Raw genomic sequence first — 26,297 nt, forward strand, 5'->3', positions numbered from 1 at the left:
GCCAGCCTCGGTCACCGGCGACACCATCACCTGGCAAGGCCCACTGACCGGAACCCTTGTTCAAGGCGGACTACGTCACGCCGCAGGAGAAGACCGCGCAGGTAAAGATGCAGGTCTGGCCGCAGAGCAAGACCGAGCAGTACGAGGTCAAGCTGGAGCTCAAAGACTATCTGCTGCGCACGCTCAGGCGCGAGCAAAACGGCAGAGAGCTGCAGCAGGTCGACTGCGATTACGACGACGACCCGACCCTGGACCGGGTGCTGTGCAGCCTGCGCGAGCTGGACGGCTCGGTGGAGTGCGTGAAGTACCAGCCGTGGCAGGCAAAGTACGCCACACAGAAAGACCAGCGCCCGGGCCTGCCTCGGGTTGCGCTGCACACCCTGGTGCCAGGCGATGGGCAAGAGAACCAGGTGGCGACCTACCGTTACGACGGGGACTTCCTGGCGCCCGACCAGCGGGTCGTCAGCGTCGAGTACGAGAGCGGTGTGCATGCGACCCGGGAGCATCACCTGCTGGTGCACGGCAATGTCATGCACAGCGATCGCCTTGTGCGTTTCGAACTGTTGCGCGGGGTTGCCTCGGGGCAAGACCACTGGCTGGCCTTCTCCACACAAGAGACCGAAGAGGAGAACGACCAACGCAGGGTGACCAAGGGCTACCGCTACACGGGGGTGGGCGATGAGTTCGCCGAACTGCTCCACGGCCTTGAGGCCGGCGCCAACAAAGGCACTGTCAAGCTGAAGCTCGAACGGCAGAAGGCGCTGCGCAAATGGTTCTTTAGACATTCCCAAAGAGCCCACCGACCGAAACTGGCTGCGTGCATCACCCGGATGGTGGCCCATATCCCCCCTGCAGAGCGCGACGCGCTGGGGCGTACGGTGGAGGTGGCGACGCATGGTGAGGACAAGGCTGGCAACGTGCTGTGGCTGCACAAGAGCGACGAGCACCGGCTGTACCGCTGCTATTACACCGAGGCCGGCGGCAACCTGTTCACGCCCAAGGATGTCACGGGGCTGAAGGGTGTGGAGGGCCTCGGCAACCTGCCGGCCCTGAACTGCCCGTTCATCCCGGCGCATGCCTCGTTGCCCGTCATGGCTGAATACCAGTGTGACCCCTTCGGCAATCCCCAGGGCCTGCGCTTGTTCGGTTATAACAAAGTGACGCGTGGCAGTCGGGAGCTGCTGGAGCTGAGCGAGGTGGTGACGGTCGAGGGGGTCAAGGGCACGCTCACTAACGACAGGCTTGACGCCACAGCCACCTGGGCGCTGGCCGACTCGCCTGCCAGGTTGCTGTGGCGCCAGCGCAGCATCGAGATCACCGTGGTCACGCCCAAGGCTACACCGAGCGGGGAAAGCAAGGTCAAGCAGTGGTCGGTCAAGGATACCCAGCGCAGCTACCTGGGCGCGCAGATGTTCAAACTGGAGAGCGTCCAGCATTTCGAAGACAACCCGACCAATGACGGCATCGTGGTACGCGTCACCAGCAGCACCGAGCACGGTAGCGAACTGGTCAGCAATGTGCAGCGCTCACGGCATGGCTGGCGCTGCCTGGGTCGGCTAGAGCCAGGGACGCAAGTGCACTGGCAGTACGATGCGCTGGGGCGGGTGACCCAAGAGAAGCGCTTCCGGCTCAAGAAGGACGCCACCGGCCAGTACCTGAACAAGGACAAGGACCAGCAACCTGACGAGCAGATCGACACCGTGTATTCGCTTGATGGCAAGGTCGCGATGCACACCCATGCGAACCAGGACATAAGCCGCAGCTACCTGGACGGCTTGCAACGGGCCTGGGGGCACGAGTGGCGCAAGCACGGCACCCCGCACTATGTGCCGGTGGCTCAATACAGCCTGCAAGGGCTGGATACGTCGCAGCGAGTGGCCAGTTGCGAGTGGGACTACTTGCCGGGCGGGCAGGCCGTGGTGGCGATGGCCCCGCAGGTGTCGGCCGTGGGGCCGCAAACCTGGGTTAGGGAGCAAGGGGGCCTGGATGGGCCGGGTACACGAGCCCGGCTCGAAGAAGAAAAAGAAGAAGAAGAGGCTGCCAACGCGCAAGTCCCGGCGCCCGATGTGTTCTCGCTTGAACCCTTTGCGGATCAAGACATCTTGAGCAAACGCATCGTCGAAGAGGGCTTCGACGAGCACTCCCTGTACCAGCGCACCCTCGATTACATCTACTGCAAGGACGGCACCTTCGAGCAGGTGGAACACGTGACCGACGGTGCTGGGCAAGCGCAGTTGCAGGTGCGCCAACGCTTCGACGACTCGGGGGCCGTCATCGCTTATGGCCGCACCGTGGGCGGGAAAACCCGCGTGTATAACCTCGAACGCGACGCCGTGGGCCGGGTAACCAAGGTCACGCGCCCCGACCGCTCTACCGTCGAGTACCGCTACCATGGCCTGAGCAACCATGCCACCGAGCTCAAGGTGGACGGCAGGGTGGTGGCGACACAGACGGTGAATAACCCCAGCACCTTGACCTCGCGCACGGTAGGCGGGCGCGCGTACAGCTTCATGGACGATAGCGTGACCTTGCCCGACAAGACCACCCTCACCACCCCGCGCAATGCCGAGGGCCTGCGTTTCAAGGTGGATGATCGCACCCTCTCCAGCCTTACCGAGAACGACGACACACTGACCCTGGCCTCGGCCGCCAGTGACGCCGCGCTGAAGACCGACTGGGCACAGACCTACCGGAGCGCGAGCCTGCCCGGCCGGCAGTGGGTTGCGCAAACCTCGCCGCGCGCCAAGCGCCAGGGCTGCCGCTGGTTGAGCCTGCATGGCCGGCCGCTGGCCTCGCTGCGCGCCGACGGCCACTGGCAGCGCGTGTTCAGCGACGAGCAGGGCCGTGTGCTGCGCACCTGCCAGGACCACGAAGAGGTGGTGTACCGTTACGACGCCCAGGGCCGGCTGCAGTCACGCCAGGCCCAGGCGCTCAAGGCCGGTGGGCAGTGGCAGGTGCTCAGCGCGCATGACGGCTTTGGCCAGGAAGTCACCCGGCGGTTCCTGCACAACGGCAACGAATGCTTCAAGCAGTGCCTGACCTGGCGCGGCGACGGCCGTCTGACCAGCAAGGCGAGCTACGAAAGAGGCACGCTACTGCGCGCCGAGCGCTTCACCTACGATGTGCTCGACCGCCTGCAGCGTTATGAGTGCGAGGCGGACAAGGCCGAGCATTGCCCGCAGGACGCCCACGGCACGGCGGTCAAGGCCCAGGACTTCAGCTGGGACGCGCTGAGCAACCTGACCCGCTGCGTCACCACCGGCTTCGATGGCACGACGCAGACCGAGGAGCTGGCCTATGCGACCAGCGACCCGACCCGGCTGACGCGGATCACCCGCGGCCAGGACCAGCGCGCGCTGGCCTGGAACAGCAATGGCTACCTGACCGACGACGCTGACCACGGCAGGGAACACCGCTTTAGCTATAACGCCGCCGGCCAGCTCGACAAGGTCAGCGACAGCGCCGGCCAGTTGCTGGCCCGCTACGAGTACGACGGCAGCCAGCGCCTGGTGGCGCAGTACCTCAAGGGCGACGAAAGCACCCGTGAGCTGCGCTACAACGGCGATGAACTGATCGGCGAAATCCGCTATGACAAGGCCGGCAAGGTCAGCCAGACCACCAGCCTGTCCAGTGGGCTGGCCCAGTACGATGATAACGAGGTGCGTTGGCTGATCAACGACGCGAACGCGGGCGTCGCCGGGCAATTCAAGGACGGCGCGCTGGAGCTGGCACCGCTGCTGCCGTTCGGCGATGGCAAGGCGCTGGAAGGGCTGGTCGCCGGCTACAACGGCATGCGCCGCGACCCGCTTACCGGGCACTACCACGCCGGCAATGGCTACCGCAGTTATGACCCGACGCTGCGCCGTTATGCCCAGCCGGACTGGCTCAGCCCGTTCGGTGAAGGTGGGCTCAACGACTACGCCCACTGCCCGGACCCGATCAACCTACACGACCCCAGCGGGGCGATCATGCTCAGCCGCTGGGACCAGAATCACCAGCTGGCCACTTACGAACAGGCGCTGCAGGACACGCAGAAGATGAAGGTTGGCAGCCGCTGGCGGGACCTGGCGTTTTCGCTGACGTTGGCCGTGGCGGGCGGCGCGCTGACCGTTTTCAACGGGGGGCTGACGATGGCCATGCTGGCGTTCGTCACGGCGATGAGTGTGGCGTCGTTCGCTTTCGAAGTGGCGTCGGTATTGACGGAGGAATCCAACCCTGGATTGTCCAAGGCGCTGGGCATCGTCTCGGTTGTCACGGGGGCATTGAGTTGTCTGGGCTTCGCCGGGGTGATGAAGTCTGGCTTCAAAGGGCTACAGTTCGCGCACAAGGGGCCCAAGTTGATCGGAAACGGTGCCAAAGTGGGGAGCGCTGCATCGCGTGTTGGACGTGCAGGCTCACGCGTGGGAAGTGCAGGCTCTCGCGTTGGAAGCGCAGGTTCACGCGCTGGACGTGCAGGGCAGATTGCCGATAACGCGCTGGGGAGTCTTTATGTCCCTCGCACGGTGAGTGGTTTTATTGGCCCTCAAAACGTGGGCGCCCTGAGCCGCTTTAAGTACAACTACTTGGACCCCGCGGCGCAGTGGTTGGCTCGGAACGGCCTGAATGGCGCTCGGAAGCGGGCTTGGAGCTACCTGACAGCCCCCGTTGAAATTGCTGAACAACCCACGTCCACCTCGGGTTGGCTAGGGGGAATTGGCAATTATTTTCGCTCGTCGCTCGCGACACCCGGCACGTCGCGGCTCGGCTCGCTCGCAATTTACGTTACCAGCACGACGATTGAGTCCTACATTCTGTATTCGACGATCGACTCCAGCATAAGCCTGGCGCAGAAAAAAGAGGCTACGGTCAGTGCGAGGGGCGGGGGCGGTCATGAACCTGTCAAAGTGCCCAAGCTTCCGTCTTTGAGCATCGTGCAACACGACTTGCCAGTGGCCACGCACGGCGTGCGGTTCTGGTAGTGAGTGTGCCGAGGCCTGGCCATGGGGTACCTGACAAAAGTGCCAGTATCTGGGCGGTGGCAGGCGCAGTAGGCTTTTCCCGTACCCGCGTTTGGGCGCGGGGATAGCATCCACAGACAATGACATTGAGGATCGAAATCATGAGCACAGTAAAAACGGGCAAGCAAGGAACAGTGTGTCAACTCCATGCCACCCAGAAGTTCGGTTTCATCGAAGTCGAGGGCGATGAAGAGGGTGATCAGGTGTACCTGCCGCCCGCGGAGGCTGGGGACCTGAAGCTAAAGTCCAAGGTCAGGTTCAATATCAAGTTGGTGAATGGAGAATATCACGCCACTGATGTGGAGGAGATCAAGTAGGCCGAAGCGTACGCGACCGCGCCCAGCGCCAAGCAGCGAGGGTGCGGTCATTTGGCGGAGTGGCGCAACGCTGGCTGGCTTCGAACAGTACCTGGCACCCTCAATGCTTGTATATGAAGAAATTCCCCTGCTCGAGGCGGCGCTACGCAATTTCACCGCCGATCAAAGCGTGGCGGGCGGACAGCCGAAGGGCAGACGCCGCTGGAGCCTTACAGCGAGTGGCGTTGACAGGCGCATCTAAGGCGCGCTCAGCCGCCTTACGTCCACCACCGGCAGCCCACCGCGCCGCGCTGCCTCCAGGCCTTGCTCGCTGTCCTCGAACACCAGGCAGCGAGCAGGCGGCAGCCCCAGTCGCCGGGCGGCCTCTAGAGGGATAGCAGGATCAGGCTTGGCCTTGCCGACATCGTCGATGGTCACAATGGCGTCGAACAGCTCGGCCAAACCCAGGGCGGCCAGTGAGTTCAAGACAATCTCGCGTGATCCACTGGATGCCACCGCCATGGGCTTCACCCCGGCAAACCGCCTGGCGATGGCAGTCACCTGGCTGATCTCACGCACATGCCGGGAAAGGTTGGCCAGGTAGTGCTGGCGCATCGTCGCCACCACCCTGGGGCGATCCAGCGTGACCTGGTGGCTCTGTTCGAAATGCGTCATCAATTGCGTCTCGCAGAGCCCGCAGCGGGCGGCGTGCCATGCGCTGTCCATCCCCTTGCCAGACGCAGCGAAGCCCGCGCGCCAGGCGCTGGCGTAGGCGGGCAGGCTGTCGATCAGGGTGCCGTCGCAGTCGAAAATCAGGCCTTCGGCGGCCAGCAAGCGTGTTTCCAATGGGGTGTCGAGTGGGTGTTTCATAGCGCGTCGACCTGGCCGGGGTAGCGGGTTTGCAGCACCACGGCGAGGGCGTCCGGGCGCCAGAATTCCTGGTCGAACTCCACGGGCTGGCCGCGCTCGCCGAAGCTCAGGCGTTCCAGGTAGAAACTGCTCGAGCCTGGGGAGACTTGCAGCAGATCGGCCTGAAAGTCGTTCATCGTCTCAGGGTGCATGCACAACTCGCTGCGCGACTGCACGCGGCCGAAACGTTCGCGCAGCAGGGCGGTCAGCGAGGTGTTGAGGTCGGCGTCGAGCAAGCCGGGGCACCAGTCGGCAACCAGCACATTGCACTCGAGCAGCACCGGGCGTTGGTCCACGTAGCGACGGCGCTGCAGGTAAAACACCGGCTCCTCCGCATGCTCCAGGCCCATGCGCTTGGCCAGCCAGGCCCCGGCTGGGCGGCGCTCGGCTTGCAGGCACTCGGTGCGTGGCGTGCGGCCCTGGGTGGCGACGTACTCCATGAAGCCTGTGATGCCGGTTGGGTCGTAGCGGATGCGTGGGGGGCTGACGTACCAGCCGCGGCGGTCCTGGCGGTAGATGACGCCGTCGGTTTCCAGCAATTGCAGTGCCTGGCGCAGGGTCACCCGTGTGCAGCCGAAACGCTCGGCCAGGTCGCGCTCTGCGGGCAGCTTGCTGTCGGCGGGCAGGCAGCCTTTAGCCAGGTCACTGGCCAGTTGATCGCGGATACGCAGGTAATGGGGCTGGCTGGCGCGCCAAGTGGCCTGTGGCTGCGACTCGCTGACGAATGAGGTGCGAAACGGGTTCATGGCACTACCTCGGCGCCTGCAGGCAGGGGCTGTTGCTGGGCCAGCAGTTCGTTGCGCCAGGCCAGCAGGCCGTAGGCGGCCAATACCACGAAGCCGGCGTACAGGGCCGCCGTGAGTTGCAGGTCCTTGAACAGGAACAGCCCGACGTAGGCGCTGTCGAGCACGATCCACAGCCCCCAGCTGGCGACGTATTTGCGTGCCGCCCAGAAGCTGGCCACCAGGCTGAGCGAACTCAGCAGCGCGTCGATCCACGGCGCCGAGGCATCGGTGTAGCGCTGCATGACGGCGCCAAGCAGTACTGCGCCAGCAAGCCCCGCCGCCAGGCTGATGATGGCCTCGCGGCGCGGCAGGCGTTGCACGCCGACCTTGCCGGCGACGCTGTAACCCTGGCTCCAGCGCCACCAGCCGTAACCTTGCAGCACGGCGAAGACCAGTTGCAGCAGCATGTCGCAATACAGCTTCACGTCGAAGAATATCCAGGCGTAGAGCAGCACGGCGACCACGCTTACTGGCCAGCACCAGCGAATACGTTGGGTGGTCAGCCACACGCCGAGGATGTTGAACAGCACGGCGATGATTTCTAACGTTGACATGGGCGCCTCCTCGGCAGCGTCAGTACTGGGGCTTCAAGACCTTGTGCTTGAAGGCACGCTTCTGTTGTTCCGACAACCCTTCGCGCCCCTGATACGGCGCGCTGTACCAGCCGCCATAGGTGGGGTTGGGCAGCAGGAACCAGCGTTCACCCAGCCAGGCGAAGTAGGGGCGGGCCGCGTCGAGCTGGGCCTGCTGGCTGCCGCGGGTGGCCATGAAATCACCGAAACTGTCGCCCAGCTGCATCAGCACCCGCGCCTGGGTCCCCACCCAACGACGGCGGCAGGTCTTGTCCGAACCGCTGGCCTGGCAACCGCCAATGGCGGTGCCGGCGGTGAGAATCTGGGCGCTGCTGTCGATGGGGAAACCGGCGCGGCGCAGGTTTTCCAGGGTTGCCTGCTCCTGGCCTGGCGCTCGATTGGTCAGGTAATACGGCGTGACACCACGGCGCGCGGCGGCCTGCAGGAAGCCCACCGCGCCGGGCAGGGCAGGGGCTTTGGCGCGGTCGACCCACTGGTACCAAGCGTCGTAGTCATAGGGGCGGTCGTTGATAATCGAACGGGCGTTGAGCGGGACGTTATCCAACAGGGTTTCGTCGATGTCGATGATCAGCGCCGGTGGCAAACCGTGTAGCGCGCGCGGTGCCTGTGCCAGCGCATCCCAGGTGGGGTCGGCCAAGGCCCTATCGAGGTGCTGGGTAGCACTGGCATACACCTGGCGGAACAGCAGGTCGTGTTCCACCGACGTCTGGGTCCAGAGCACTGCATCGAGCTGGTCGTTAGCGGGCGGGTGCTGCTGGCAACCGGTGAGCAGCGTTGCCAGCAGGGTGGCGATCAGCGAGACGGACCGGGTCATGGCGATTCCTCAGAAATTCACGGTGGCGGACAGGCGAGCGGTGCGCGGCGCACCCTGGAACAGGTAGCCATCCCCCATGTATTCGCCCACATCACGCCAGTAGCGTTTGTCGAAGAGGTTGTCCACGGTCAGGCGCACTACGGTTTCGTAGCCTTCCAGGTCCAGGGTGTAGCGCGCCCCGGCATCGAACACCGTGTACCCGTCGACCTTCACGTTGCCGGCCTGGCTTGCATACTTGCTGGCGCTGTAGCGCAGGCCGCCGAGCAGGGCCAGGCCCTTGATGCTGGCGACACTGTAGTCGGCGTGCAGGCTGGCGCGCACGTTTGGCACGTTGATCGCCTGGTGCCCTTCGTAGCTGTCAGTGCCGCTGTCCTCGACCCGGGCGCGGATGGCCGCGGCACTGGCCGACACCTGCAACTGCTCGGTCAGGTGCCCGCTGGCGGACAGTTCGAGGCCGATGTTTTCCTGGTCGCCTTGCTGCACGTAGGTGAAGCTGCCGTCGCCATTGGGGCGTGAATACTGGTAGGCCTTGCTGATGCGAAACAGCGCGGCGCCGAGGCTCAAGCCCTGCCAGTCACGCTTGGCACCTACCTCCAGTTGCCGTGAAACCGTGGGCGGCAGGATCTCGTCGGCATTGGTGGTGAACCACGCCGCTTCGCCGCCCAGTGACAGGCCTTTGCTGTAGCTGGTGTACAGCGAGATGTCCGGGCGCGGTTTGTAGATCAGTGCCACGTTGGGCAGGAACTCCGAACGTTGGGTATGGCGCGTGGTGTTGCCGTCGATATCGAAGGTTTTTTCGTCCAGCCGCACCTGGCGGCCACCCAGAATGGCCTGCCAGTGTTCGCCGTAGCTCAGCCGGTCGCTGAAGAACAAGCCGTACTGGCGGCTGTCCAGGCGCCGGTAGGTGTGGCCCAGCGGTTCGCTGGTCGGCGCAAAGTCGGGTACCGGCTGGTAGATGTTGGCAGTGCCCACCCATTCGTTGACCGAGTCGCGGCGGTCGACGATACGGCGCAGGGCGCTGCTGCCGACGGTCAGCTCATGCTGCAAAGGGCCGCTGTCGAAGCGCCCGCTCAGTGCCGCCTGAAGCTCGTCGTTGCGGCGGGTATCGTCGGGGTTGCGGAAGTCGTAGACATCGTAGTCGCCCTCGGGGCTGAAGTAGTTGGGCACGGCTGAGCTGGCGCAGCTCGGGGCGCCATAGCAGCCCCAGGCGAAGGCGCTGTAGTCGTCGATCACCACCCGGCTGCGCGAAGCGCTCAAGTTGGCGCTCCAGTTGTCGTCGAAGCGGTACTCGAAGCGGCTGCCAAGGTTGAGCGAATCGATACCCACCGGTTTCGACCAGCGCTGGTCGGCCAGGCGGTCCTTGGGGTCGATGCCGCTGGGCACCACGCTACCACCGAGTAGCTGATAGCCCGGCACCGAGCGCTGTTCGCGGGTCTGGTACTCGGCATCCAGCTGCAGCAGGGCGGCATCGCTGAGGTTCCAGTCCACGGCCAGGGAGGCGAAATCGCGTTTGCCGTCCGAGTTGTCCACGTAGGAGCGTATGTCTTCGTGGGCGAAGTTGGCGCGCACGCCCAGGCGCTGCTCGCTGTCCAGCCAGCCGCCAAGGTCGGTGGCCACATAGCGCTCGCCTGATTCGTTGCTCGCGACGGTGACTGAACGTACGTTCTGCGGGCGCTTGGTGACGTAGTTGACCAGCCCGCCCGGCTCGGAAACGCCACTTTGCAACCCGGAAAGGCCTTTGAGCAGCTCGACCTGCTGTTTGTTTTCCAGCGCGACGTTCTGCTCGCCAGTGATGGTGCTGCCGTTGATCTTGTAGCTGTTGGCGGCGCTGAGGGAAAACCCGCGAACCACGAAGTTTTCGTAGTAACCGATCGGCGCATAGCTTTCGCCGGTCGAGGCGTCGTTGCTGAGCACGTCGCTGAGCAGCCTGGCCTGGCGGTCCTTGAGCAGTTGCTCGGTGAACACCGCAACCGAGGCTGGCGTATCGAGCAGTGGCGCTTCGCCCAGCCCCCCCACCGAGGCTGAGGTGGCTTGGTAGCTGTTGGCTTGGGCGCCCGTCACGGTGATGGCCTCCAGCAGGGTGCTGTCTGCCCAGGCCAGGGCCGGGTTCAATGACAGGCTCAGCAGCCCCAGCGCGAGGCCGTGGCGGTGTTGAAAAGACAAGGATGAAGCCATGAACGAACTCCTGGGTGACCAGCGGTGTGGCACCGAAAATCGGGTAAACCTGTGCTCGCGATGCCGCGCCTATGCAGCGGCGACAGCATCGTTGAGCGGGCGCTTGAAGGGGGTGTAACTTCAGGCCGGCGTTGCTCCGGTGGTCATTGGTAATGCAGGGTCAGCTGCCCATTCCTGCAGCGAGCCGTCATAGATCGAAACGCCCTGGCGCCCCAGGCGCGTCAGGGCCAGGGCAGTGGCGGCTGCGGAAATACCGCCGCCACAGTAGAGGACCAGTGGCTGGGTGCCTTCGACCAATGCTGGGCCGAGTGCGCGGGCCAATGCGTCGGGCGCCAGGTAGCGGCCCTGCTCGTCGAACAGTTGCCGCGCCGGTCGGTTGAGGCTGCCGGGGATATGGCCGCGTCGGGCATAGCGGGTCACCGCGCTGCCCTCGAACAGCCCCTTGGACAGCGCACACACCAGCGTGCCTGGCGCTTGTCCATCGAGTACGGCCAGCACGTCTTCGCGGTTTGCCCAGTACCCTGGATGGACGGTGAGCGACACTGGCGAACCCGCTACACCAGGCTGAGCTTGCTCACCGCGGGCCAAGGGCAGGTTGGCCTGGCGCCAGGCCTTCAGGCCGCCGTCGAGCACCGACGCGGCCACGCCCAGGCTACGCAGCATCCACCACAGGCGTGCAGCCCAAAAACCCTCATGCCGGTCGTAGACCACGATATGCCGTGCCTCGGCGATGCCCAGGCGTGCCAGCGCCGCGGCTGCCTCCGTCGGAGAAGGCAGGGCGAAGCTGTAGCTCGCTGCGGTGTCGGCCAGCTCGCGCGTCAGGTCGGCATGCCGCGCCGTCGGGATATGTTCGGCCAGCCAGGCCGCATGGCCACTGGCGACGCGGTAGTCGCCATCGAACTGGGCGGCGGCCAGTTCCACACTGGCGTCGAGCACCACCAGCCCCGGCTGTTGCAGGGCGTGGTGCAAGGCGTTGGGTGAAATGAGGATGTCGGGCATAGGGGCTCCTGTCAGCGCGCGCGTGCGATGCGGTGCAGATGATCGAGCAGGCGGGTGCCTTCGCTGTTGCCAAACCATTGGCCATGGCCGATCAAAAAATGGTGGTAGGCGATGTCGGCGTTGCTCCGGGACCCGACGATGCCTTGGAAGTAGTCGATTTCGGCGAGGGCGAAATCCACATGGACTAATGGCAGCAGCGCTTTGAGCGTGAGCAGGTCGGCCTGTGTCAGGGGCCGCTGGCTGTGGTAACCGGCCAGCAGTGCTTCGACGGCGTCGAGGTCGGCGGCGGCGCGCCCGCCTGCATCGAGTTCAAGCCAGGGAATGCAATTGCGTTCTACCGCAGTGGCCAGGTCGAACACGGCGAAAGTCCGGTCACTCAAGCCGAAATCAAGGACGCTGCGCACCTGCGTGGCGTCAGCCGATTCGTCCCACAGCAGGTTGGAGGCGTGCCAGTCGTTGTGGGTCCACAGCGCCGGCTGGTGCTGCAGCAGCGGCAGCAGGGCGCGGTGATGGGGCAGGTAGAGTTCGCTCAGGGCCTGCTGCCAGTGTTTGTCTGCGAGGTAGTGAGCCAGTGCGGGCTGCTGCGCCAAGGCCGTTTCGATGGACGACAGCGGCGCGTGGTGGCTGAAGAACCGCAGGTTGGCAATCAATACGGGCGTGCGTCGGGCGCCCGCAGTGAAGCCTTCGGCGGCCAGGTGCAGGCGAGCAAGGGCAACGCCCGCCGCATGGGCGTGCGGCAGGCTGAGGAAGGGTGTCCACGACAGCGCGTCACGGTACAGGTCGTGGCCCTGCGCGCAGGGCAGCACCTCGTAAGTCCATTCACCCAGGGCCACCACGCTGTCGCCGTTGCGGTCGAGCAACGGGGTAACAACGGGCGCGCCACGCTGTTCAAGGTGCTGAACGAAGCGGTGTTCTTCCAGCAGCCAGGCGGGCTGGCGGACACTGCGGTGGTGGCGTTTGACGAACAGCTCGCCCTGGTCTGTGCGCACCTGCGCGGCAGCCGAGAAGGGGCGGGGGCTGTGCCAGTGCAGCGGGCCCACGGTGCCAAGCCGCGGGAAATGGCTCAGTACCGCTTCCACATCCACCTGAGTCAGCGCGGGCCAGTCGGCTTCTACTGGCTGCACGCCCATGCCATGGGCCATGCGCAAGGGCTTGTTCATGCCTGTGGCTCCGGCAGGTAACGGTTACTGGTGGCACCACGCCAAGCGTCGGCGTCGGCCAGTACGCCGTGGTGGTGCAGCCACTGGGCGTAGGGCGCGATCAATTCTTCGCGTTGCTGGCCCCAGCGCTGCTCATGCAGCCAAGTGGGTGCGATGTGCTGTAGCGATTGGCTGAGCAGCGCCCTCGGAAAGTAAGGGGTGGCGGCCTCATAGGCGCCCAACGCGCTTTGCGGGTCAGCGGCCGCCGCGCGAAAGCCACGCTCGGTGGCGGCGAGAAAGGCGCGGGCGATCTCGGGGTTTTCCTCGAACCAGCGTTGCTGCCCGCCCAGCAGGTAGCTGTGATATCGCGGTGCGCCAATGTCATCGACTGGCCAGACCACACGTCGCTCGGCCGCAACCGGGCTGTCCATCAAGGCCTCCCAGGCCCAGTAGCCGCCAAAACTGGCGTCGGCAATGCCTGCCGCCAGGTCTTCCGGGCGGAGTTCGCGCACTTTGCTGTCGACGATGATCACGGCATCCGGGTCGCCGCCATCGGCGGCCACCAGATGGCGCACCATGGCCAGGCCACGGGGCGTGGGGTTGAGCGCCAGGCGTTTGCCAGCCAGGTCCCTGGGGCGGCGAATGCCGAAGTCGGTGAGGGTCTGGATCGATTCAAGGCCCCGATGGTTGATGGCCGCGACACCCAGCAGCGGCTGGCCGAGGCTGCGCCTGACCAGCAAGCGATTGCTGGGAAACACGCCGACATCCGCATCGCCGTTGAGCAGGTGCTCCAACGTGTCGCCATGGAAGGGGTCGGGCACTACCAGTTGCACCGACAAGCCGGCGTCCTGATACCACCCGCGCTCCCTTGCGACGTAGAACCCTGCCGAATTTGGCCAAGGGTGGAAATATTCCAGCATTACCCGTACCGCGTTCATCCTTTCGTGCTCCTTGGTGCCCTCAGGGCTCAGGGAGCAGATTTAACGGGTAGACATCTGGTATATACCAATATCGTTCGGTGCTATTTTTATTCCTTCAGGTAATAAATTGGCCTGCTTTAATTTCTTTTTGGCTGTGGCGCATTGGGTTCATGCAGCCCTTCGTTCGCCCTTGAGCATTTTCCTGTGCGCCTCCATGGCAATGCCCATCTCTTCCAGCTGATCTTTGCCCAGCAGTTTTTTCGCCGTGGGGAACAGCTCGCCTTCCTCTTCTTCGATGTGATGTTCAAGCAGCTCTTTCATCACCTTCACCCGCCCGGCAAATTCCAGGGTGCCGGTTTCGGTATGAAGCAGATCAGGAAGCACCAGCGAATCGACGGTACGGTGTTCTTCCTTGGCTTCGTAATACATCTTCGCCTCTTCCTTGCCGCCGGCTTTCTTGATGGCCGGGTAGAGGATGTCCTCCTCCAGTGCAGTGTGGACTTGCAACTCCTGCTCGATCCGGTGCAGCAGTTCGGCGCGCTTTTTCACCGCTCGCTCGGTGGTTGAAGACAATTCAGCCAGCAGCTTCTTCACCAATTTATGGTCTTGAATCAACAGGTCGATAGCGTTCATGCAGGCACCTCATGGCGGTCGGGGGAAACACGGATTGCTGGGTACAAACTCATCGGTTCTGTTGCGGTGGACGTGATGGGCGTGCGAATGGTTCAAGTCTTTACCGCATGGTTCGCAGCGCGCAGATGAAGCGGCGAGGCCTGCAACAGCAAGCCTCGTCATGGTCGTCAGAGGATCGGTTTGCCGCCCGTGACGCCGTAGCGTGAACCCGAGATATAACTGGCTTCATCAGAGCCCAGCAAAACGTAGATCGGCGCGACCTCGACCGGTTGCCCTGGCCGCCCCATGGGGTAGCCCGAGCCAAAGTTTCTGACGGCCTCATCCGGCATGGTGGCGGGGATAAGCGGTGTCCAGATCGGGCCTGGCGCCACGCTGTTGACCCGGATGCCTTGCTTCGCCAGCAACTGGGCGAGGCCTGCAGTGAAGTTGGCAATGGCGCCTTTGGTGGCGGCGTAGGCCAACAGGCTGGGTGACGGGTCATCGGAATTGACCGAGCTGGTGTTGATGATCGAGCCGCCCTTCGGCATTGACGGCAATGCCCGTTGGCAGATGCGGAAGATGGCGGTGATGTTGGTGTCGAACGTCTTCACCCATTCCTCATCGTCAATGTCGTCCAGGCTTTCATGGGCCATCTGGAATGCGGCGTTGTTGACCAGGATGTCGATGCGACCGAACTGTTCCACGGTCTTGTCGACAATGGCGTAACAGTGCTGTTTGTGCGCCAGGTCACCGGGTAGCAGGAGGCACTGGCGGCCCGCGGCTTCGACCCAACGCGCGGTTTCTTGCGCATCTTCGTGCTCATCCAGGTAGGCGATGGCAACGTCTGCACCTTCACGCGCATAGGCAATCGCAACGGCCCGACCGATGCCGCTGTCGGCGCCGGTGATCAAGGCGATTTTGCCTTCGAGCCGGTTGTGGCCTGTATAGGTCTGCTCACCACAGTCCGGGTACGGCTCCATCTTGCGCTGCGAACCGGGGACGCTTTGCGGTTGCGAGGGGAATGGCGGAGTAGGGTAGTCGCTCATGGTCGAAGCTCCTGCAGTTGAGAACGGTCATTACTGTTCGAGCGGTGCGAGCAGCCAGCGTTGAAGTGGATGCTGGATTTGAACGACGGACGGCCAGTAAGCCACTTGCAATGAATTTTCGTTGAAGGGATCGCTCTATCGCTGATCAGCAGTGCGCTGTACTCACGATTTTCAGGAGCGTCCCAGTGCCTCGAATCATTACGCCCACCACCTCTGAGCATGAAATCGATCAGCAGAATGCGCGGATGTTCGGTACGCCCAAGGAACGCCTGGATTTCTATCGACGCGAAATCCAGTACGAGACCACTATTCTGGCCAACCGTACCGATGCGTATCTGGCCGCTCAGTCGTTCCTGGTCATTGCCTTCGTGTCTTCGATGAGCAACCTGAACCACAGCTGGGGGGAAATGTTCACGTTGATCGTGCCAGCGTTTCTTGCCCTGCTCGGCGTGTTGAGCTCGTTGAATGCCTGGCCAGGCATCCGCGCGGCGTTCCGGATCATCGAGCACTGGCAGTTGAAGCAGAGCCACTTGCTGCGCAGTGAACCGATGATGGGGCTGGCCTATGACGAATCGCCGTTGTTTTGCGAGGCTGAAACGTCCCGGGCCGGGCACCGGAAATCGCTGCTGTTCTCCCTTCGCACGCCTTGGATTTTTCTCGGGTTCTGGGTTTTGCTGGGCAGCTACTCGGTGTATATCCAGCTCGCGTGACGGGCACGCTGCTTTAAGCAAATGACTGCCAGCAAGCCCTAGCGGCGCCTGCGTTGCGAACGCGTGAAGACAAACCCGGCAATGACACCCAGCAGCGCCGCACCCACCCATAAAGAGGTTTTATCTTTCTGAGTTCTCCAGCCACCGTCCACACTTCGCCGGTCATCGGGTGGCTCGAACAGATTCCCGGAAGATATCGCCGCGCTGGGGCTGCGGTTCAAGCCCCAGCGCGTGAGCCACCCTGACAACTGAGGCAGCCCCGGTACCAGGTAGCTGGCCAGATGGGCGAGGCGAGCGGCAGCGCCGACAGTGGTGCGCGCGCTCGGGGAAATGGCGCAGGCTACCATGGCGTTTGCCACCCGTTCCGGGTCGTAGATCGGCCCTGGGGGTGTCAGCGCGTGGCCGGTGTAGTTGCCTGCGTCTCGCAAGCCTGGCGTGTCCATGACGGCCGGATAGAGGTCGCAGACATGAATGCCGGGGAACTCCGTGAGCTCACCGCGCAGCGCTTCGGTCAGGCCACGCAGGCCGAACTTGCTCGCCGAGTAGGCTGCCGCATAGGGTTGGGCGATCCAGCTGCCAAGCGACAAGGTGTTGATCAGTATGCCGCTGCCCTGTGCCTTGAAGTAGGGAAGCACCACGTAAGCGCCGCGCAGATAACCGACCAGGTCGGTTTGAATCACCTGCTCATGCGCCTCAAGCGCTGTTTCGTCGAAGCTGCCTAACGCGCCAACCCCGGCGTTGTTGATCCAGATATCGATACGTCCATGGCCAAACTCGGCAGCTTGGGTGGCCAGGGCTGCCACCTGATCGCTGTGGGTGACGTCGGTGGTGATGGCGACAGCGTCCGTGCCGCAGTCGGTGCATTCATCCAGCACGTCGAACAACGCTTCCTCATCGCGTGCCGCGAGCACCAGTCGGGCACCTTTGCAGGCAAACGCATGCGCAGCCGCCCGGCCTATGCCGCTGGAGGCGCCGGTGATGACCACGACCTTTCCGCGCAATGGGCTTTTGATCGGTGTCGGGATCATTGGCATGGCGTGCTCTGGGGCTGGTCTGTCTTCACGGTCGATAGACCCGAGGGTGGCACTGGCCTCTATGGGGGTGAGATCAAGGGTGGTTCCGTCGGCCATTACCAGCTTCAAGCCCTCGATGGTGCCCGCTACCCGATCCGGGAAGACGGGTTCGCCTTCAGCATCCAGGCTGTCGTAGATGAACTGCGTGCCTTCGAGCCAGCCGACCGCAGTCAGCAGTTCGGGGCCGAGGTAATACTTGCCGTCTTGAAAGTACCCCGGGAACTGATGGGCGCGCTCGACGTTCTCCACGCAATAGCGCTCGCCTGGTTTCATACCTGTCGCTTGATCGATCATGGTGAAAACCCCTTTTCTGAAAGCCGGCTGTGCAGCAGATATTGCAGTGAGTAAGCAGGGGAATCCGTTGGGCAGGACAAAGTTCAGAGCAAGCGTTTCAGCGGTTTTTTTTTTGCGGCGGATGGCCAGTGCTTACCGTTTGTTGAAACCTATACAAAAAGCTATTCTTGTACAGGATTTTCCCAATTGTTCGAGGTAAGCATGGTGCCTCCTGCGCGTTGGGCCAGCCTGTGCTTGCTGATGGTTGCGCTGTCGACCGTGGCAGCAGACTGGCGAGCCGAATTGCCAACGGCGCAACCGTTGGGTGCTGGCGATTTCACGTGGTTCGGCGTGCGCCTTTACAGCGCCCGGCTGTGGACGGTGGGCCCGGTTCAGGACTGGAACCAGCCCTTTGCCCTGGAACTGCGCTACCACCGATCGCTGTCCAAGGAGACGCTGGTAGACGCCAGCCTTGCGGAGATACGCCGCCTTAACGCCAACATCACGCCGCAGCAGCGCGCAGCGTGGAGCAAGGCCCTTGAAGGGGCATTCGTGGATGTGCGCCCAGGTATGCGTATCACGGGTGTGTACCTGCCAGGCCAAGGGGCTCGCTTCTATGTCGATGGCACACTCAGCCAGGTAATCGCCGACCCGGAATTTTCCCGAGCATTCTTCGCCATCTGGCTCGACCCACGGGCCAGGGACCCACAGCTGCGCCAGCGCCTGCTCGGGCGGGCGGGCAACGACCGAGGGACGTAAACATGTACAGAGCACTGTTACTGGTTGGCTGCCTGCTCCTCGGCAGTTGTGGCAACGTCGGTGTCGAGCACTATGCCAAGGAGCAACCAAAACTCGACCTGGCGGCATTCTTCTCGCGACCGGTGCAAGCCTGGGGGATGTTCCAGAAGCGTTCCGGCGAGGTGGTGAAGCGCTTTCACGTGCGTATCGATAGCCGCCGCGACGGTGAGCGGCTGATCCTCGATGAGCATTTTCTGTACAGCGATGGCACGCGTCAGCAGCGAACCTGGACGCTGGTGCCGGAAGGTGCGGGCCGCTGGCGAGGAACAGCGGGTGACGTGATCGGTGAGGCCCGTGGCGAATCGGCCGGTAATGCGCTGCGCTGGCGCTACCGGCTGGACCTGCCGGTAGACGGGGAGCATTGGCAGGTGGACCTGGACGACTGGATGTACCTGATGGATGAAGACACCCTGATCAACCGCTCGAGCATGAGCAAACTGGGCGTGGAGATTGGGCAGATCACGCTGTTCTTCCGCCGCTTGCCGGAGGGCACACCATGAACCTGAATGCGCTTACTCAACGGGTTACGGCCGGTGAAGTCAGAGAGCTTGAACTGCTGTCGCTCGAAGGTGGCTTCTACATCCTCCGCGCACTGACCGGTGCCGGCCCGGTCACGTTGATTGATGATCATGGTCAGCCCGTTCGCCTGCGCTCCACCACCGAGCTGCGCCACTTGTTGGCCGAGCTGCCACCGGTGCCGTGCATGCTGGTGCAGCAGGTGGTGCATGATGAAATGTGTGGGCAGCGTGACGGGCCTATCGCGCCGCTGCGGGTGCCCGTGACGCTGACGACCCAATGGTAGCCCGGCCCCTGCGGCTGGGGTTGGTGCTCGGTGACCAACTGTCGTTCGACCTGGCAAGCCTGGCGGCCCTGGACCCTACCCGCGACGCTATTCTGATGGCGGAAGTGGAGGGCGAGGCCCGCTACGTGCCGCATCATCCACTGAAGATCATCCTCATCTTCAGTGCCATGCGCCATTTCGCAAAGGCGCTGCGGGAGCGGGGTTGGCAGGTGCACTATGTCGAGCTCAACGCTGCCGGCAACAGCGGTAGCATCGCGGGCGAGCTGCGTCGCTGGCAGCAGGCACTGGGCGCCACGCACATTCACCTGACAGAGTGCGGTGAGTGGCGCCTGGAGCAGGCGCTGCGCGATGCGCAGCTACCGCTTGTGTGGCATCGCGATACGCGCTTTTTGTGCTCGCGTGAAGCCTTCGCGCGGTGGGCGCAGGGGCGTAAGCAACTGCGCATGGAGCATTTCTACCGCGGCATGCGCAAGCGTTGCGGGTTGCTGTTGGAGGCCGATGGCAGCCCGGCAGGCGGTGCCTGGAATTTTGATGGGGATAACCGCAAGCCGTTGCCGCGCCAGTTGCGAGGGCCGTTCGCTGCGCAGTTTGAGCCAGACGCGATCACGACAGCGGTAGTGGCCCTGGTTCGCCAGCGTTTCAGTGACCATTACGGGGCCGTGGACGGGTTCAACTACCCCGTGACCCATGAGCAGGCCCATCAGCTCTGGCAGCATTTTCTCGATTTCGGCCTGGCGGCGTTCGGTGACTACCAGGACGCCATGGCGGAAGGCGAACCGTACCTGTTCCATGCGCGCATCAGCGCGGCACTCAACATTGGCCTTCTGGATGTGCGTTGCCTGTGCGACGACGTCGACAAGGCGTGGCGTGAGGGGCGGGTGCCGCTGAATGCCGCCGAAGGCTTCATCCGCCAGTTGATTGGCTGGCGCGAGTATGTGCACGGCATCTACTGGCTGCGCATGCCTGAGTATGCAGGGCTCAATCATCTGGGTAACCAGCGTGCCTTACCGGAATTCTACTGGACGGGCGCCACCCGCATGCGCTGCATGGCGCAAACCATCGGGCAGACGTTGCGCTTGGGTTACGCCCACCATATCCAGCGGCTGATGGTTACCGGTAATTTCGCCCTGTTGGCCGGCATCGTGCCAGACGCCATTTGCGAGTGGTACTTGGCCGTGTACATGGATGCCTTCGACTGGGTCGAACTGCCCAACACGCTGGGCATGGTCATGCATGCCGACGGTGGGTACCTGGGGTCGAAACCGTACTGTGCCAGTGGTCGTTACATTCAGCGGATGTCCGACCATTGCAAGGCGTGCAGCTACAAGGTCGACCATGTGATCGAGGAGGATGCCTGCCCATTCAATGCCTTGTACTGGCATTTTCTGATACGTCACCGCGCTCAGCTGTCGGCCAATCCACGCCTGGCCATGGTCTACCGTAACCTGGACGGCATGCCGCTTGGCCATCGCGAAGCGGTGTGGCAGCGTGGCCAGTCACTGCTGGCGCGGCTGGATGCTGGCGAGGTGGTATGAAAAAGAGCCTGCTGCCCAGCAAAACCTGCGTGGTATGTGGCCGACCCTTCAATTGGCGCAAGCGCTGGGCACGCTGCTGGGCCGAGGTGCGCTATTGCTCCGAACGATGCCGCCGGTCAGCGCCGCGCCGCGATGCGCAGCAGTAATGGCAGGGCCAGGGCCCACACCGGCATAAGCAACAAGCCGGTTTCAATCACACCCAGCGGCAGGCCGACCCCCGCCAACCTGGCGCCACCGACGTAGGCCAGTGGGGCGCCAAAGGCGCCCAGCAACGCGCCGCGCCAGTAGGGCCGGCCGGCCCAGGCCAGGCTATGGCGAAGGCCGCTGGCCAGCACCCACCACAGCAATACCAGCCACAAGGGCAGGGGCCACGTATCGAAGCTGAATACGCCCAGTGCCCCCAGCACGCTATCCAGCACGCAGCCGGCCAATGCGACACGCAACAATGCCTTGATTTCTGCCTTGTAGTCAGGGCACAGCCACAGGTGTATGGCCAGGCCGAGTGGTACCAGCAGCAATAAGCCAGGGTACTGAGCACCCAGCACGCAAGCCCACCAACCAGCCTGCAACCAGAGTGCATTGGCGACCAGCCAGCTGCTTGGCATCATTGACCGGCCGGACAAAAATGGGCGTCTAGATTGCCCCTTGTAAGATTATTGAAGGGCCTGGCGAATGGCTGAAAAACGGACATGTTTGGCATCCAGATGCTCCTCAAGCAACAGTGAACTGTTGAAGGGATATAGTTGAAGCCTATGACTAAATTTGTACAAGTCAACGAAGTTGTACAGCTTTTATTCAGTCCTGGGCTCACTCAACGGGTACGTAAGTGAGCGATTTCCGCTTACAGTTCGCGAACCCGCTGTTCGGTGTTCATTTTGATACTGAATGACCGGATGAGTGCTACGAAGGAACCTATTCCGCTTTTCAGTCAAGCTGGCCAAGGCCGTCACGCATGCGGGCCAGTGCTGACCTTGTAACGTCGCTAGCGCAGTGCGTCGGATCCACAGACGGTGTCGCGCATGGACTGGCAGCGTTGGGTATAGGACTGTGCAAACAGCCTGTACCTCGATGGCTTCCTTTTGAAAGTGTGAAACATTCTTAAGGATTGATTAACCATGGACACGCGCTTCGCCTCGGTAACATGCCGTTCTTTTTTCCTGCGGAGAACGTTCCAATGCGTCGAATGCTGCCCTTTACTGCCCTGCTGATTACGTCAATCGCCTGCTCGGCTGCTGACGCCGCGCAAGCAGGGGCTCAAACGCTGACCGTCCTGAGTTCAGGCGGCATCATGGGCGCTATCCGGGAAGTGGCCCCAATCTATCAGAAGAAGTTCGGTGTGAAGCTGGAAGTACTTGCCGCGCCCTCTATGGGGGAGACCCCACAGGCGGTCCCGAATAGGCTCGCCCGCGGTGAGCAGGCGGATGTTGTCCTGATGGTGGGCTCGGCGCTAGACAACCTGGTGGCCGACGGCCAAGCGGACAAAACCAGCCGCGTCGATCTTGGGAAATCGTTCATCGCCATGGCCGTACGCAAGGGCGAACCGAAGCCGGATATCAGCACCATGCAGGGATTGCGCACGGTGCTGCAAAACAGCAGCGCTGTCGCCTACTCTGACAGCGCGAGCGGGGTATACCTCTCCAAGACCCTGTTTCCTCGCATGCAGCTCGGTGAACAGTTCGAGGCTAAGGCTCACATGATACCGGCTGAACCCGTCGGTGCAGTGGTCGCGCGCGGCCAGGCGCAGATCGGCTTTCAACAGCTAAGCGAGCTCAAGCCGGTAAAGGGCATCGACATCGTTGGTTTGATCCCGGCCGAAGCGCAGAAAATGACAATGTATTCGGGCGCGGTCGTCAGTAAGAGCCAACATCATGCCGCAGCCCAGGCGCTACTCGACTACCTTGCCTCGCCACAAGCCGACGCCGCGATCGAAGACAGTGGTCTGACGCCACTGCCTCATACCGCCAGCTAACCATAAATGCGGGCGCCGATACCGAGGCTGTAGCGTACTTACGACCAGCTGAACCGCCTAGGCTCTGCAAATACCTTTAACATGGCTCAGCACTTGGGCCAGTCGTTGAAAGAGACTTGTATGGAGCTGCGTCAACTTCGCTATTTTCTGGGTGTATTGGAGTACGGCAGCCTGGGCAGGGCTGCGGTCGAGCTTGGGGTTGGCGCCTCTGCATTGAGCCAGCAACTGTCGAAGCTGGAGGGTGAATTAAGTACCCGGCTTTTGACACGTTCGAGTACCGGCGTCTCCCCGACGGCAGCGGGCCTGGCCTTCGAATACCATGCTCGCCTGGCGCTGCGCCAGGCAGAACATGCCGTCCTGGCGGCACAAAGCGGGCGCATGAGCGGCTATGCCAGCGTGGGGCTGGCATCGACCACGGCGTCGATTCTAGGCCTGGCATTGATCGACAGGATGCGCGAACGCTATCCCAACATTCGTCTGCACCTGGTGGAAATGCTATCTGGCTATCTGACCAACCAACTCAATACCAGGCACCTTGACCTGGCGGTGTTGTTTCAGACGGAAACAGGGCCGCGATTAGAGGTGCGGGCGCTTTTGACAGAGCGACTGTTCGTGCTGGTTCCTGCGCCGCTGGTCAACGCTGAGTGGGGCGAGTCGTTAACACTGGAGCAGATCGCGACGCTACCCTTGGTGATGCCCAGTACACAGCATGGTTTGCGCACCACAATGCGCGCGATTTTCGAACGGGCGGGGCTTGAGACCCGCATCGTCATGGAAGTTGATGGCCTGTCGTTATTGATGGATTGCGTCTGTGCCGGTCATGCCGCCACCATTCAGCCCGGCGCGACGGTGGCCCGGGCGCATCAGGCTGGCTTGCGCGTGTTCGCTATCGATGAAGCACAGGCGCAGCGTCGCAATGTGATTGTCAGCCTGACCGATGACGAGCTTTCGCCGGCCGCGTTGGCGACACGGATCGTATTGCAGGAGGTCGCCCGGGACTTGGTGGAACAGGGCCGATGGCCTGGGGCCCGGTTGCTTTGACCCAGGCTCGGGGGCCTCTCACCCAACCCCTTTAGTAAAACTGAATGCCTCCCCTCGGCGATCGCGTTTCGCACCCCCCGGGCACTGATTAAAGTCCGTGGCCACGAAGAGCCCCCGAACATTTGGCTCTTCGCGACCTGGAGGCGAAATGATCGATGTGTTAGTCATCGGAGGGGGCAATGCCGCCCTCTGTGCCGCGCTGATGGCGCGCGAGGCCGGAGCCAGCGTGCTGCTGCTCGAGGCTGCACCCCGCGCCTGGCGGGGTGGCAATTCGCAACATACGCGTAACTTGCGGTGCATGCATGATGCCCCGCAGGACGTGCTGGTGGAGGCGTACCCGGAAGAAGAGTTCTGGCAGGATCTGCTGAAGGTAACCGGTGGCCAGACTGACGAGAAGCTCGCGCGCCTGGTGATTCGCGCGTCCTCTAATTGCCGCGGGTGGATGCGCCGTCATGGCGTGCATTTTCAGCCGTCGTTGTCTGGTGCGCTGCACACCGCACGGACCAATGCCTTTTTCATGGGCGGCGGCAAGGCGCTGGTCAATGCCTACTACCGTAGCGCCGAAAACCTCGGGGTACAGATTCGCTACGACTCACCGGTGGCCGACATCGAACTGCAGGGCGGTCGCTTCGTTGCGGCCCATGTGCCAGCGCGTGAGTCCCACGGGCGACAGCTGCCTGCCGAGCGCATCGAAGCGCGCAGTTGCGTCCTCGCCGCCGGCGGCTTCGAGTCCAATCGCCAATGGTTGCGTGAGGCCTGGGGGCAGAACGAGCGAGGGGAGTGGCCTGCGGACAATTTCCTGATTCGCGGTACGCGTTTCAATGACGGCGTGCTGTTGCGCCGCATGATCGAAAAGGGCGCTGACAATATTGGCGACCCGACACAGGCGCACATGGTGGCGATCGATGCCCGTGCCCCCCTGTACGACGGGGGTATCTGCACCCGTATCGATTGCGTGTCGCTGGGCGTGGTGGTCAACCGCGACGGTGAACGCTTCTACGATGAGGGCGAGGATTTTTGGCCCAAGCGCTATGCCATCTGGGGGCGCTTGGTGGCACATCAGCCGGGGCAGGTTGGTTTTTCGATCATCGACCAGAAAGCGCTCGGTCGGTTCATGCCGCCGGTTTTCCCAGGCACTGCCGCCGACAGCCTGGAGGCGTTGGCCGGCTTGCTGGGTTTGCCCGTGCAGGCCTTCGTTGAAACCGTGCGTGCCTACAACCGTGCCTGCCAGGTGGGAACCTTCGATCACACGCGCCTTGACGACTGCCACACCGTGGGGCTCGAACCGGCTAAAAGCCACTGGGCGCGCCCGCTCGATACCCCGCCTTACTACGGGTACCCCCTGCGTCCTGGCGTGACCTTTACCTACTTGGGGCTGCGCACCGACGAAACCGCCGCGGTTCACTTCGATGGGCGCCCCAGCCCGAACCTTTTCGTCGCCGGCGAGATGATGGCGGGCAACGTGTTGGGCAAGGGTTACACCGCAGGTGTCGGCATGTCCATCGGCACCGCTTTCGGCCGCATCGCCGGGACCAGCGCCGCGGCAGCGGCAGGACACGTCTATCCAGAACAAGAGAATCGCCATGACCGCACAACTGCCTGAACCACGCCAACCGGATGCCGCCCAGCCGGGCCTTGCACTGATCCCGGTACTGAACCTGGAAGAGCAGGAAGTCGATCGGCAAATGCGGATCTGTAACGCCTGCCGATACTGCGAAGGTTTCTGCGCTGTGTTCCCGGCGATGACCCGCAGGCTGGAGTTCGGCAAGGCCGATATCCATTACCTGGCCAACCTTTGCCACAACTGCGGCGCCTGCCTGCACGCCTGCCAGTATGCTCAGCCCCACGAATTTGCCGTGAACGTGCCACAGGCGATGGCCAGAGTGCGCGGGCAGACATACGCCGAGTACGCCTGGCCGGCCCTCTTTGGTCGACTGTATCGGCACAACGGCACCTTTGTCGCCGGTGCCTTGGTAATCGCGTTGTCACTCTTCTTGCTGCTGACGTTGTACGTCAACGGCACGTTGCTGCCGGGGCGGTTGGCGGGGAACTTCTATGCTGTCTTCCCGCACAACACCTTGGCCTTGATGTTCGGCGGTGTCTTTGCCGCGGCAGCGGTGGCGCTGACGGTGGCGATACGGCGTTTCTGGCGCTCGGTCTCGCCTGCCGAGGCCCTGGCGCAACCGGCCAAGGGGGCAGTGTTCGAGGCCTCGAGCGCGGCGTTGACCCTGAAGTACCTGGACGGTGGGCATGGCCAAGGCTGCACTGATGTCGATGATCGATACACGCTCTGGCGCCGTCGTTTCCATCATTTCACCTTCTACGGCTTCCTGTTGTGCTTCGCTGCCACTGTGGTCGCTACCGGGTATCACTACCTATTGGGCCAGCAGGCGCCGTATCCATTGCTGAGTGCACCGGTGCTGCTGGGAACCTTGGGTGGTGTTGGCCTGATCATCGGGCCGGCCGGGCTTCTGATGCTCAACCTTCGCAGGGCACCGGAGCAGGGCGATGTTGCCCAGCGCCCCATGGACCGGGCTTTCATCCTGCTTCTGCTGCTGGTCAGCGCTACTGGCCTTGCCTTGCTGGGCCTGCGTGACACTGCAGCAATGGCAATTGCGCTGGCGATTCACTTGGGTGCGGTGATGGCGCTATTCATCACGCTGCCATACGGCAAGTTCGCCCATGGCCTGTTCCGCAGCGCCGCACTGCTCAAATTTGCAATCGAAAAGCGCCGGCCCAACCCACTGGGTTTGGGGGAGGAATGAGCCATGAACGCAGCCCGTAATTACCCTGCGTCGCGTCAGGCCGCAA

General features: G+C 63.0%; 24 protein-coding genes. 12 read left to right on the forward strand and 12 right to left on the reverse strand.

All coding sequences use genetic code 11. The features are described 5' to 3' along the window. Positions 1 to 56: 56 nt before the first annotated feature. Both HU750_RS02330 and HU750_RS02335 read left to right on the forward strand, forming a co-directional pair. Entirely contained in the window at positions 57 to 4,958 is a 4,902-nt protein-coding gene (locus HU750_RS02330; RefSeq protein WP_186676288.1) for an RHS repeat domain-containing protein, read from the forward strand. A 140-nt stretch (positions 4,959 to 5,098) separates the two neighbouring features. Beyond that, entirely contained in the window at positions 5,099 to 5,314 is a 216-nt protein-coding gene (locus tag HU750_RS02335; RefSeq protein WP_186676290.1) for a hypothetical protein, read from the forward strand. A gap of 237 nt (positions 5,315 to 5,551) precedes the next feature. Here the strand turns inward: HU750_RS02335 and HU750_RS02340 are convergent, their stop codons facing one another. From HU750_RS02340 to HU750_RS02385, 10 genes are all read right to left on the reverse strand, one after another. Then, a complete protein-coding gene (locus HU750_RS02340; protein WP_186676292.1) occupies positions 5,552 to 6,163 on the reverse strand; it encodes an HAD family hydrolase in 612 nt (203 codons plus the stop codon). Beyond that, positions 6,160 to 6,948 (reverse strand): GntR family transcriptional regulator, encoded by a 789-nt coding sequence (locus tag HU750_RS02345; protein ID WP_186676295.1) that lies wholly within the window; start codon positions 6,946 to 6,948, stop codon positions 6,160 to 6,162. Before HU750_RS02345 ends, HU750_RS02340 begins: the two co-directional genes overlap by 4 nt. After that, on the reverse strand, positions 6,945 to 7,541 hold the full coding sequence (pnuC, locus tag HU750_RS02350; RefSeq protein ID WP_186676298.1) for a nicotinamide riboside transporter PnuC: 597 nt from the start codon (positions 7,539 to 7,541) through the stop codon (positions 6,945 to 6,947). The genes HU750_RS02345 and pnuC overlap by 4 nt, the downstream gene beginning before the upstream one ends. Positions 7,542 to 7,560: 19 nt before the next feature. After that, positions 7,561 to 8,394, reverse strand: coding sequence for an HAD family acid phosphatase (locus HU750_RS02355; protein WP_186676301.1), 834 nt, complete (start codon positions 8,392 to 8,394; stop codon positions 7,561 to 7,563). A gap of 9 nt (positions 8,395 to 8,403) precedes the next feature. Further along, a complete protein-coding gene (locus HU750_RS02360) occupies positions 8,404 to 10,569 on the reverse strand; it encodes a TonB-dependent siderophore receptor (RefSeq protein ID WP_186676303.1) in 2,166 nt (721 codons plus the stop codon). A gap of 120 nt (positions 10,570 to 10,689) precedes the next feature. Then, entirely contained in the window at positions 10,690 to 11,568 is an 879-nt protein-coding gene (locus HU750_RS02365; protein WP_186676305.1) for a sulfurtransferase, read from the reverse strand. Positions 11,569 to 11,579: 11 nt separating this feature from the next. Beyond that, the gene (locus HU750_RS02370; RefSeq protein WP_186676310.1) at positions 11,580 to 12,728 is read right to left on the reverse strand and encodes a phosphotransferase enzyme family protein; all 1,149 of its coding nucleotides are present in this window, start codon (positions 12,726 to 12,728) and stop codon (positions 11,580 to 11,582) included. After that, a complete protein-coding gene (locus HU750_RS02375; RefSeq protein ID WP_027596484.1) occupies positions 12,725 to 13,645 on the reverse strand; it encodes an ABC transporter substrate-binding protein in 921 nt (306 codons plus the stop codon). The genes HU750_RS02370 and HU750_RS02375 overlap by 4 nt, the downstream gene beginning before the upstream one ends. Before the next feature lie 150 nt (positions 13,646 to 13,795). Continuing rightward, positions 13,796 to 14,260 (reverse strand): PA2171 family ribosome-binding persister protein, encoded by a 465-nt coding sequence (locus tag HU750_RS02380; protein WP_186676313.1) that lies wholly within the window; start codon positions 14,258 to 14,260, stop codon positions 13,796 to 13,798. Positions 14,261 to 14,427: 167 nt separating this feature from the next. Further along, positions 14,428 to 15,285: an SDR family oxidoreductase gene (locus HU750_RS02385; RefSeq protein ID WP_099429576.1), complete on the reverse strand. Its 858-nt coding sequence runs from the start codon at positions 15,283 to 15,285 to the stop codon at positions 14,428 to 14,430. A 185-nt stretch (positions 15,286 to 15,470) separates the two neighbouring features. On the opposite strand from HU750_RS02385, the gene HU750_RS02390 reads away from it, so the two are divergent. Continuing rightward, positions 15,471 to 15,995, forward strand: coding sequence for a hypothetical protein (locus tag HU750_RS02390; protein ID WP_186676316.1), 525 nt, complete (start codon positions 15,471 to 15,473; stop codon positions 15,993 to 15,995). A gap of 38 nt (positions 15,996 to 16,033) precedes the next feature. Here the strand turns inward: HU750_RS02390 and HU750_RS02395 are convergent, their stop codons facing one another. Further along, positions 16,034 to 17,362: an SDR family oxidoreductase gene (locus tag HU750_RS02395; RefSeq protein ID WP_186676318.1), complete on the reverse strand. Its 1,329-nt coding sequence runs from the start codon at positions 17,360 to 17,362 to the stop codon at positions 16,034 to 16,036. Positions 17,363 to 17,563: 201 nt separating this feature from the next. Between HU750_RS02395 and HU750_RS02400 the strand changes: the two genes are divergently transcribed. The 5 genes from HU750_RS02400 to HU750_RS02420 are packed head-to-tail and all read left to right on the forward strand — an operon-like array spanning position 17,564 to position 20,622. Further along, entirely contained in the window at positions 17,564 to 18,100 is a 537-nt protein-coding gene (locus HU750_RS02400) for a chalcone isomerase family protein (protein ID WP_099455826.1), read from the forward strand. Between the two features lie 2 nt (positions 18,101 to 18,102). Next, on the forward strand, positions 18,103 to 18,639 hold the full coding sequence (locus tag HU750_RS02405; protein WP_027596490.1) for a DUF3833 domain-containing protein: 537 nt from the start codon (positions 18,103 to 18,105) through the stop codon (positions 18,637 to 18,639). Next, positions 18,636 to 18,941 (forward strand): DUF6482 family protein, encoded by a 306-nt coding sequence (locus HU750_RS02410; protein WP_027596491.1) that lies wholly within the window; start codon positions 18,636 to 18,638, stop codon positions 18,939 to 18,941. The genes HU750_RS02405 and HU750_RS02410 overlap by 4 nt, the downstream gene beginning before the upstream one ends. Positions 18,942 to 18,949: 8 nt before the next feature. Continuing rightward, on the forward strand, positions 18,950 to 20,476 hold the full coding sequence (locus HU750_RS02415; RefSeq protein WP_186676934.1) for a cryptochrome/photolyase family protein: 1,527 nt from the start codon (positions 18,950 to 18,952) through the stop codon (positions 20,474 to 20,476). Then, positions 20,473 to 20,622 (forward strand): DUF2256 domain-containing protein, encoded by a 150-nt coding sequence (locus HU750_RS02420; RefSeq protein ID WP_186676319.1) that lies wholly within the window; start codon positions 20,473 to 20,475, stop codon positions 20,620 to 20,622. Before HU750_RS02415 ends, HU750_RS02420 begins: the two co-directional genes overlap by 4 nt. Here the strand turns inward: HU750_RS02420 and HU750_RS02425 are convergent. Continuing rightward, positions 20,593 to 21,081, reverse strand: a complete 489-nt coding sequence (locus tag HU750_RS02425; protein ID WP_186676936.1) for a DUF2878 domain-containing protein — start codon at positions 21,079 to 21,081, stop codon at positions 20,593 to 20,595. The genes HU750_RS02420 and HU750_RS02425 overlap by 30 nt on opposite strands. A 569-nt stretch (positions 21,082 to 21,650) precedes the next feature. On the opposite strand from HU750_RS02425, the gene HU750_RS02430 reads away from it, so the two are divergent. The 4 genes from HU750_RS02430 to tcuB all read left to right on the forward strand — a co-directional run bounded on the left by HU750_RS02430 (position 21,651) and on the right by tcuB (position 26,251). Beyond that, entirely contained in the window at positions 21,651 to 22,445 is a 795-nt protein-coding gene (locus tag HU750_RS02430) for a substrate-binding domain-containing protein (protein ID WP_186676320.1), read from the forward strand. Positions 22,446 to 22,565: 120 nt separating this feature from the next. After that, positions 22,566 to 23,486, forward strand: coding sequence for a LysR family transcriptional regulator (locus HU750_RS02435; RefSeq protein ID WP_186676321.1), 921 nt, complete (start codon positions 22,566 to 22,568; stop codon positions 23,484 to 23,486). Between the two features lie 148 nt (positions 23,487 to 23,634). Next, complete coding sequence (gene tcuA, locus HU750_RS02440; RefSeq protein WP_186676322.1) at positions 23,635 to 25,089, forward strand: FAD-dependent tricarballylate dehydrogenase TcuA; 1,455 nt, start codon at positions 23,635 to 23,637, stop codon at positions 25,087 to 25,089. Then, on the forward strand, positions 25,070 to 26,251 hold the full coding sequence (gene tcuB, locus HU750_RS02445; RefSeq protein ID WP_099453888.1) for a tricarballylate utilization 4Fe-4S protein TcuB: 1,182 nt from the start codon (positions 25,070 to 25,072) through the stop codon (positions 26,249 to 26,251). The genes tcuA and tcuB overlap by 20 nt, the downstream gene beginning before the upstream one ends. Positions 26,252 to 26,297 lie beyond the last annotated feature (46 nt).

The organism is Pseudomonas sp. SWRI50 (assembly GCF_014269095.1).
GTDB lineage: Bacteria > Pseudomonadota > Gammaproteobacteria > Pseudomonadales > Pseudomonadaceae > Aquipseudomonas > Aquipseudomonas kermanshahensis.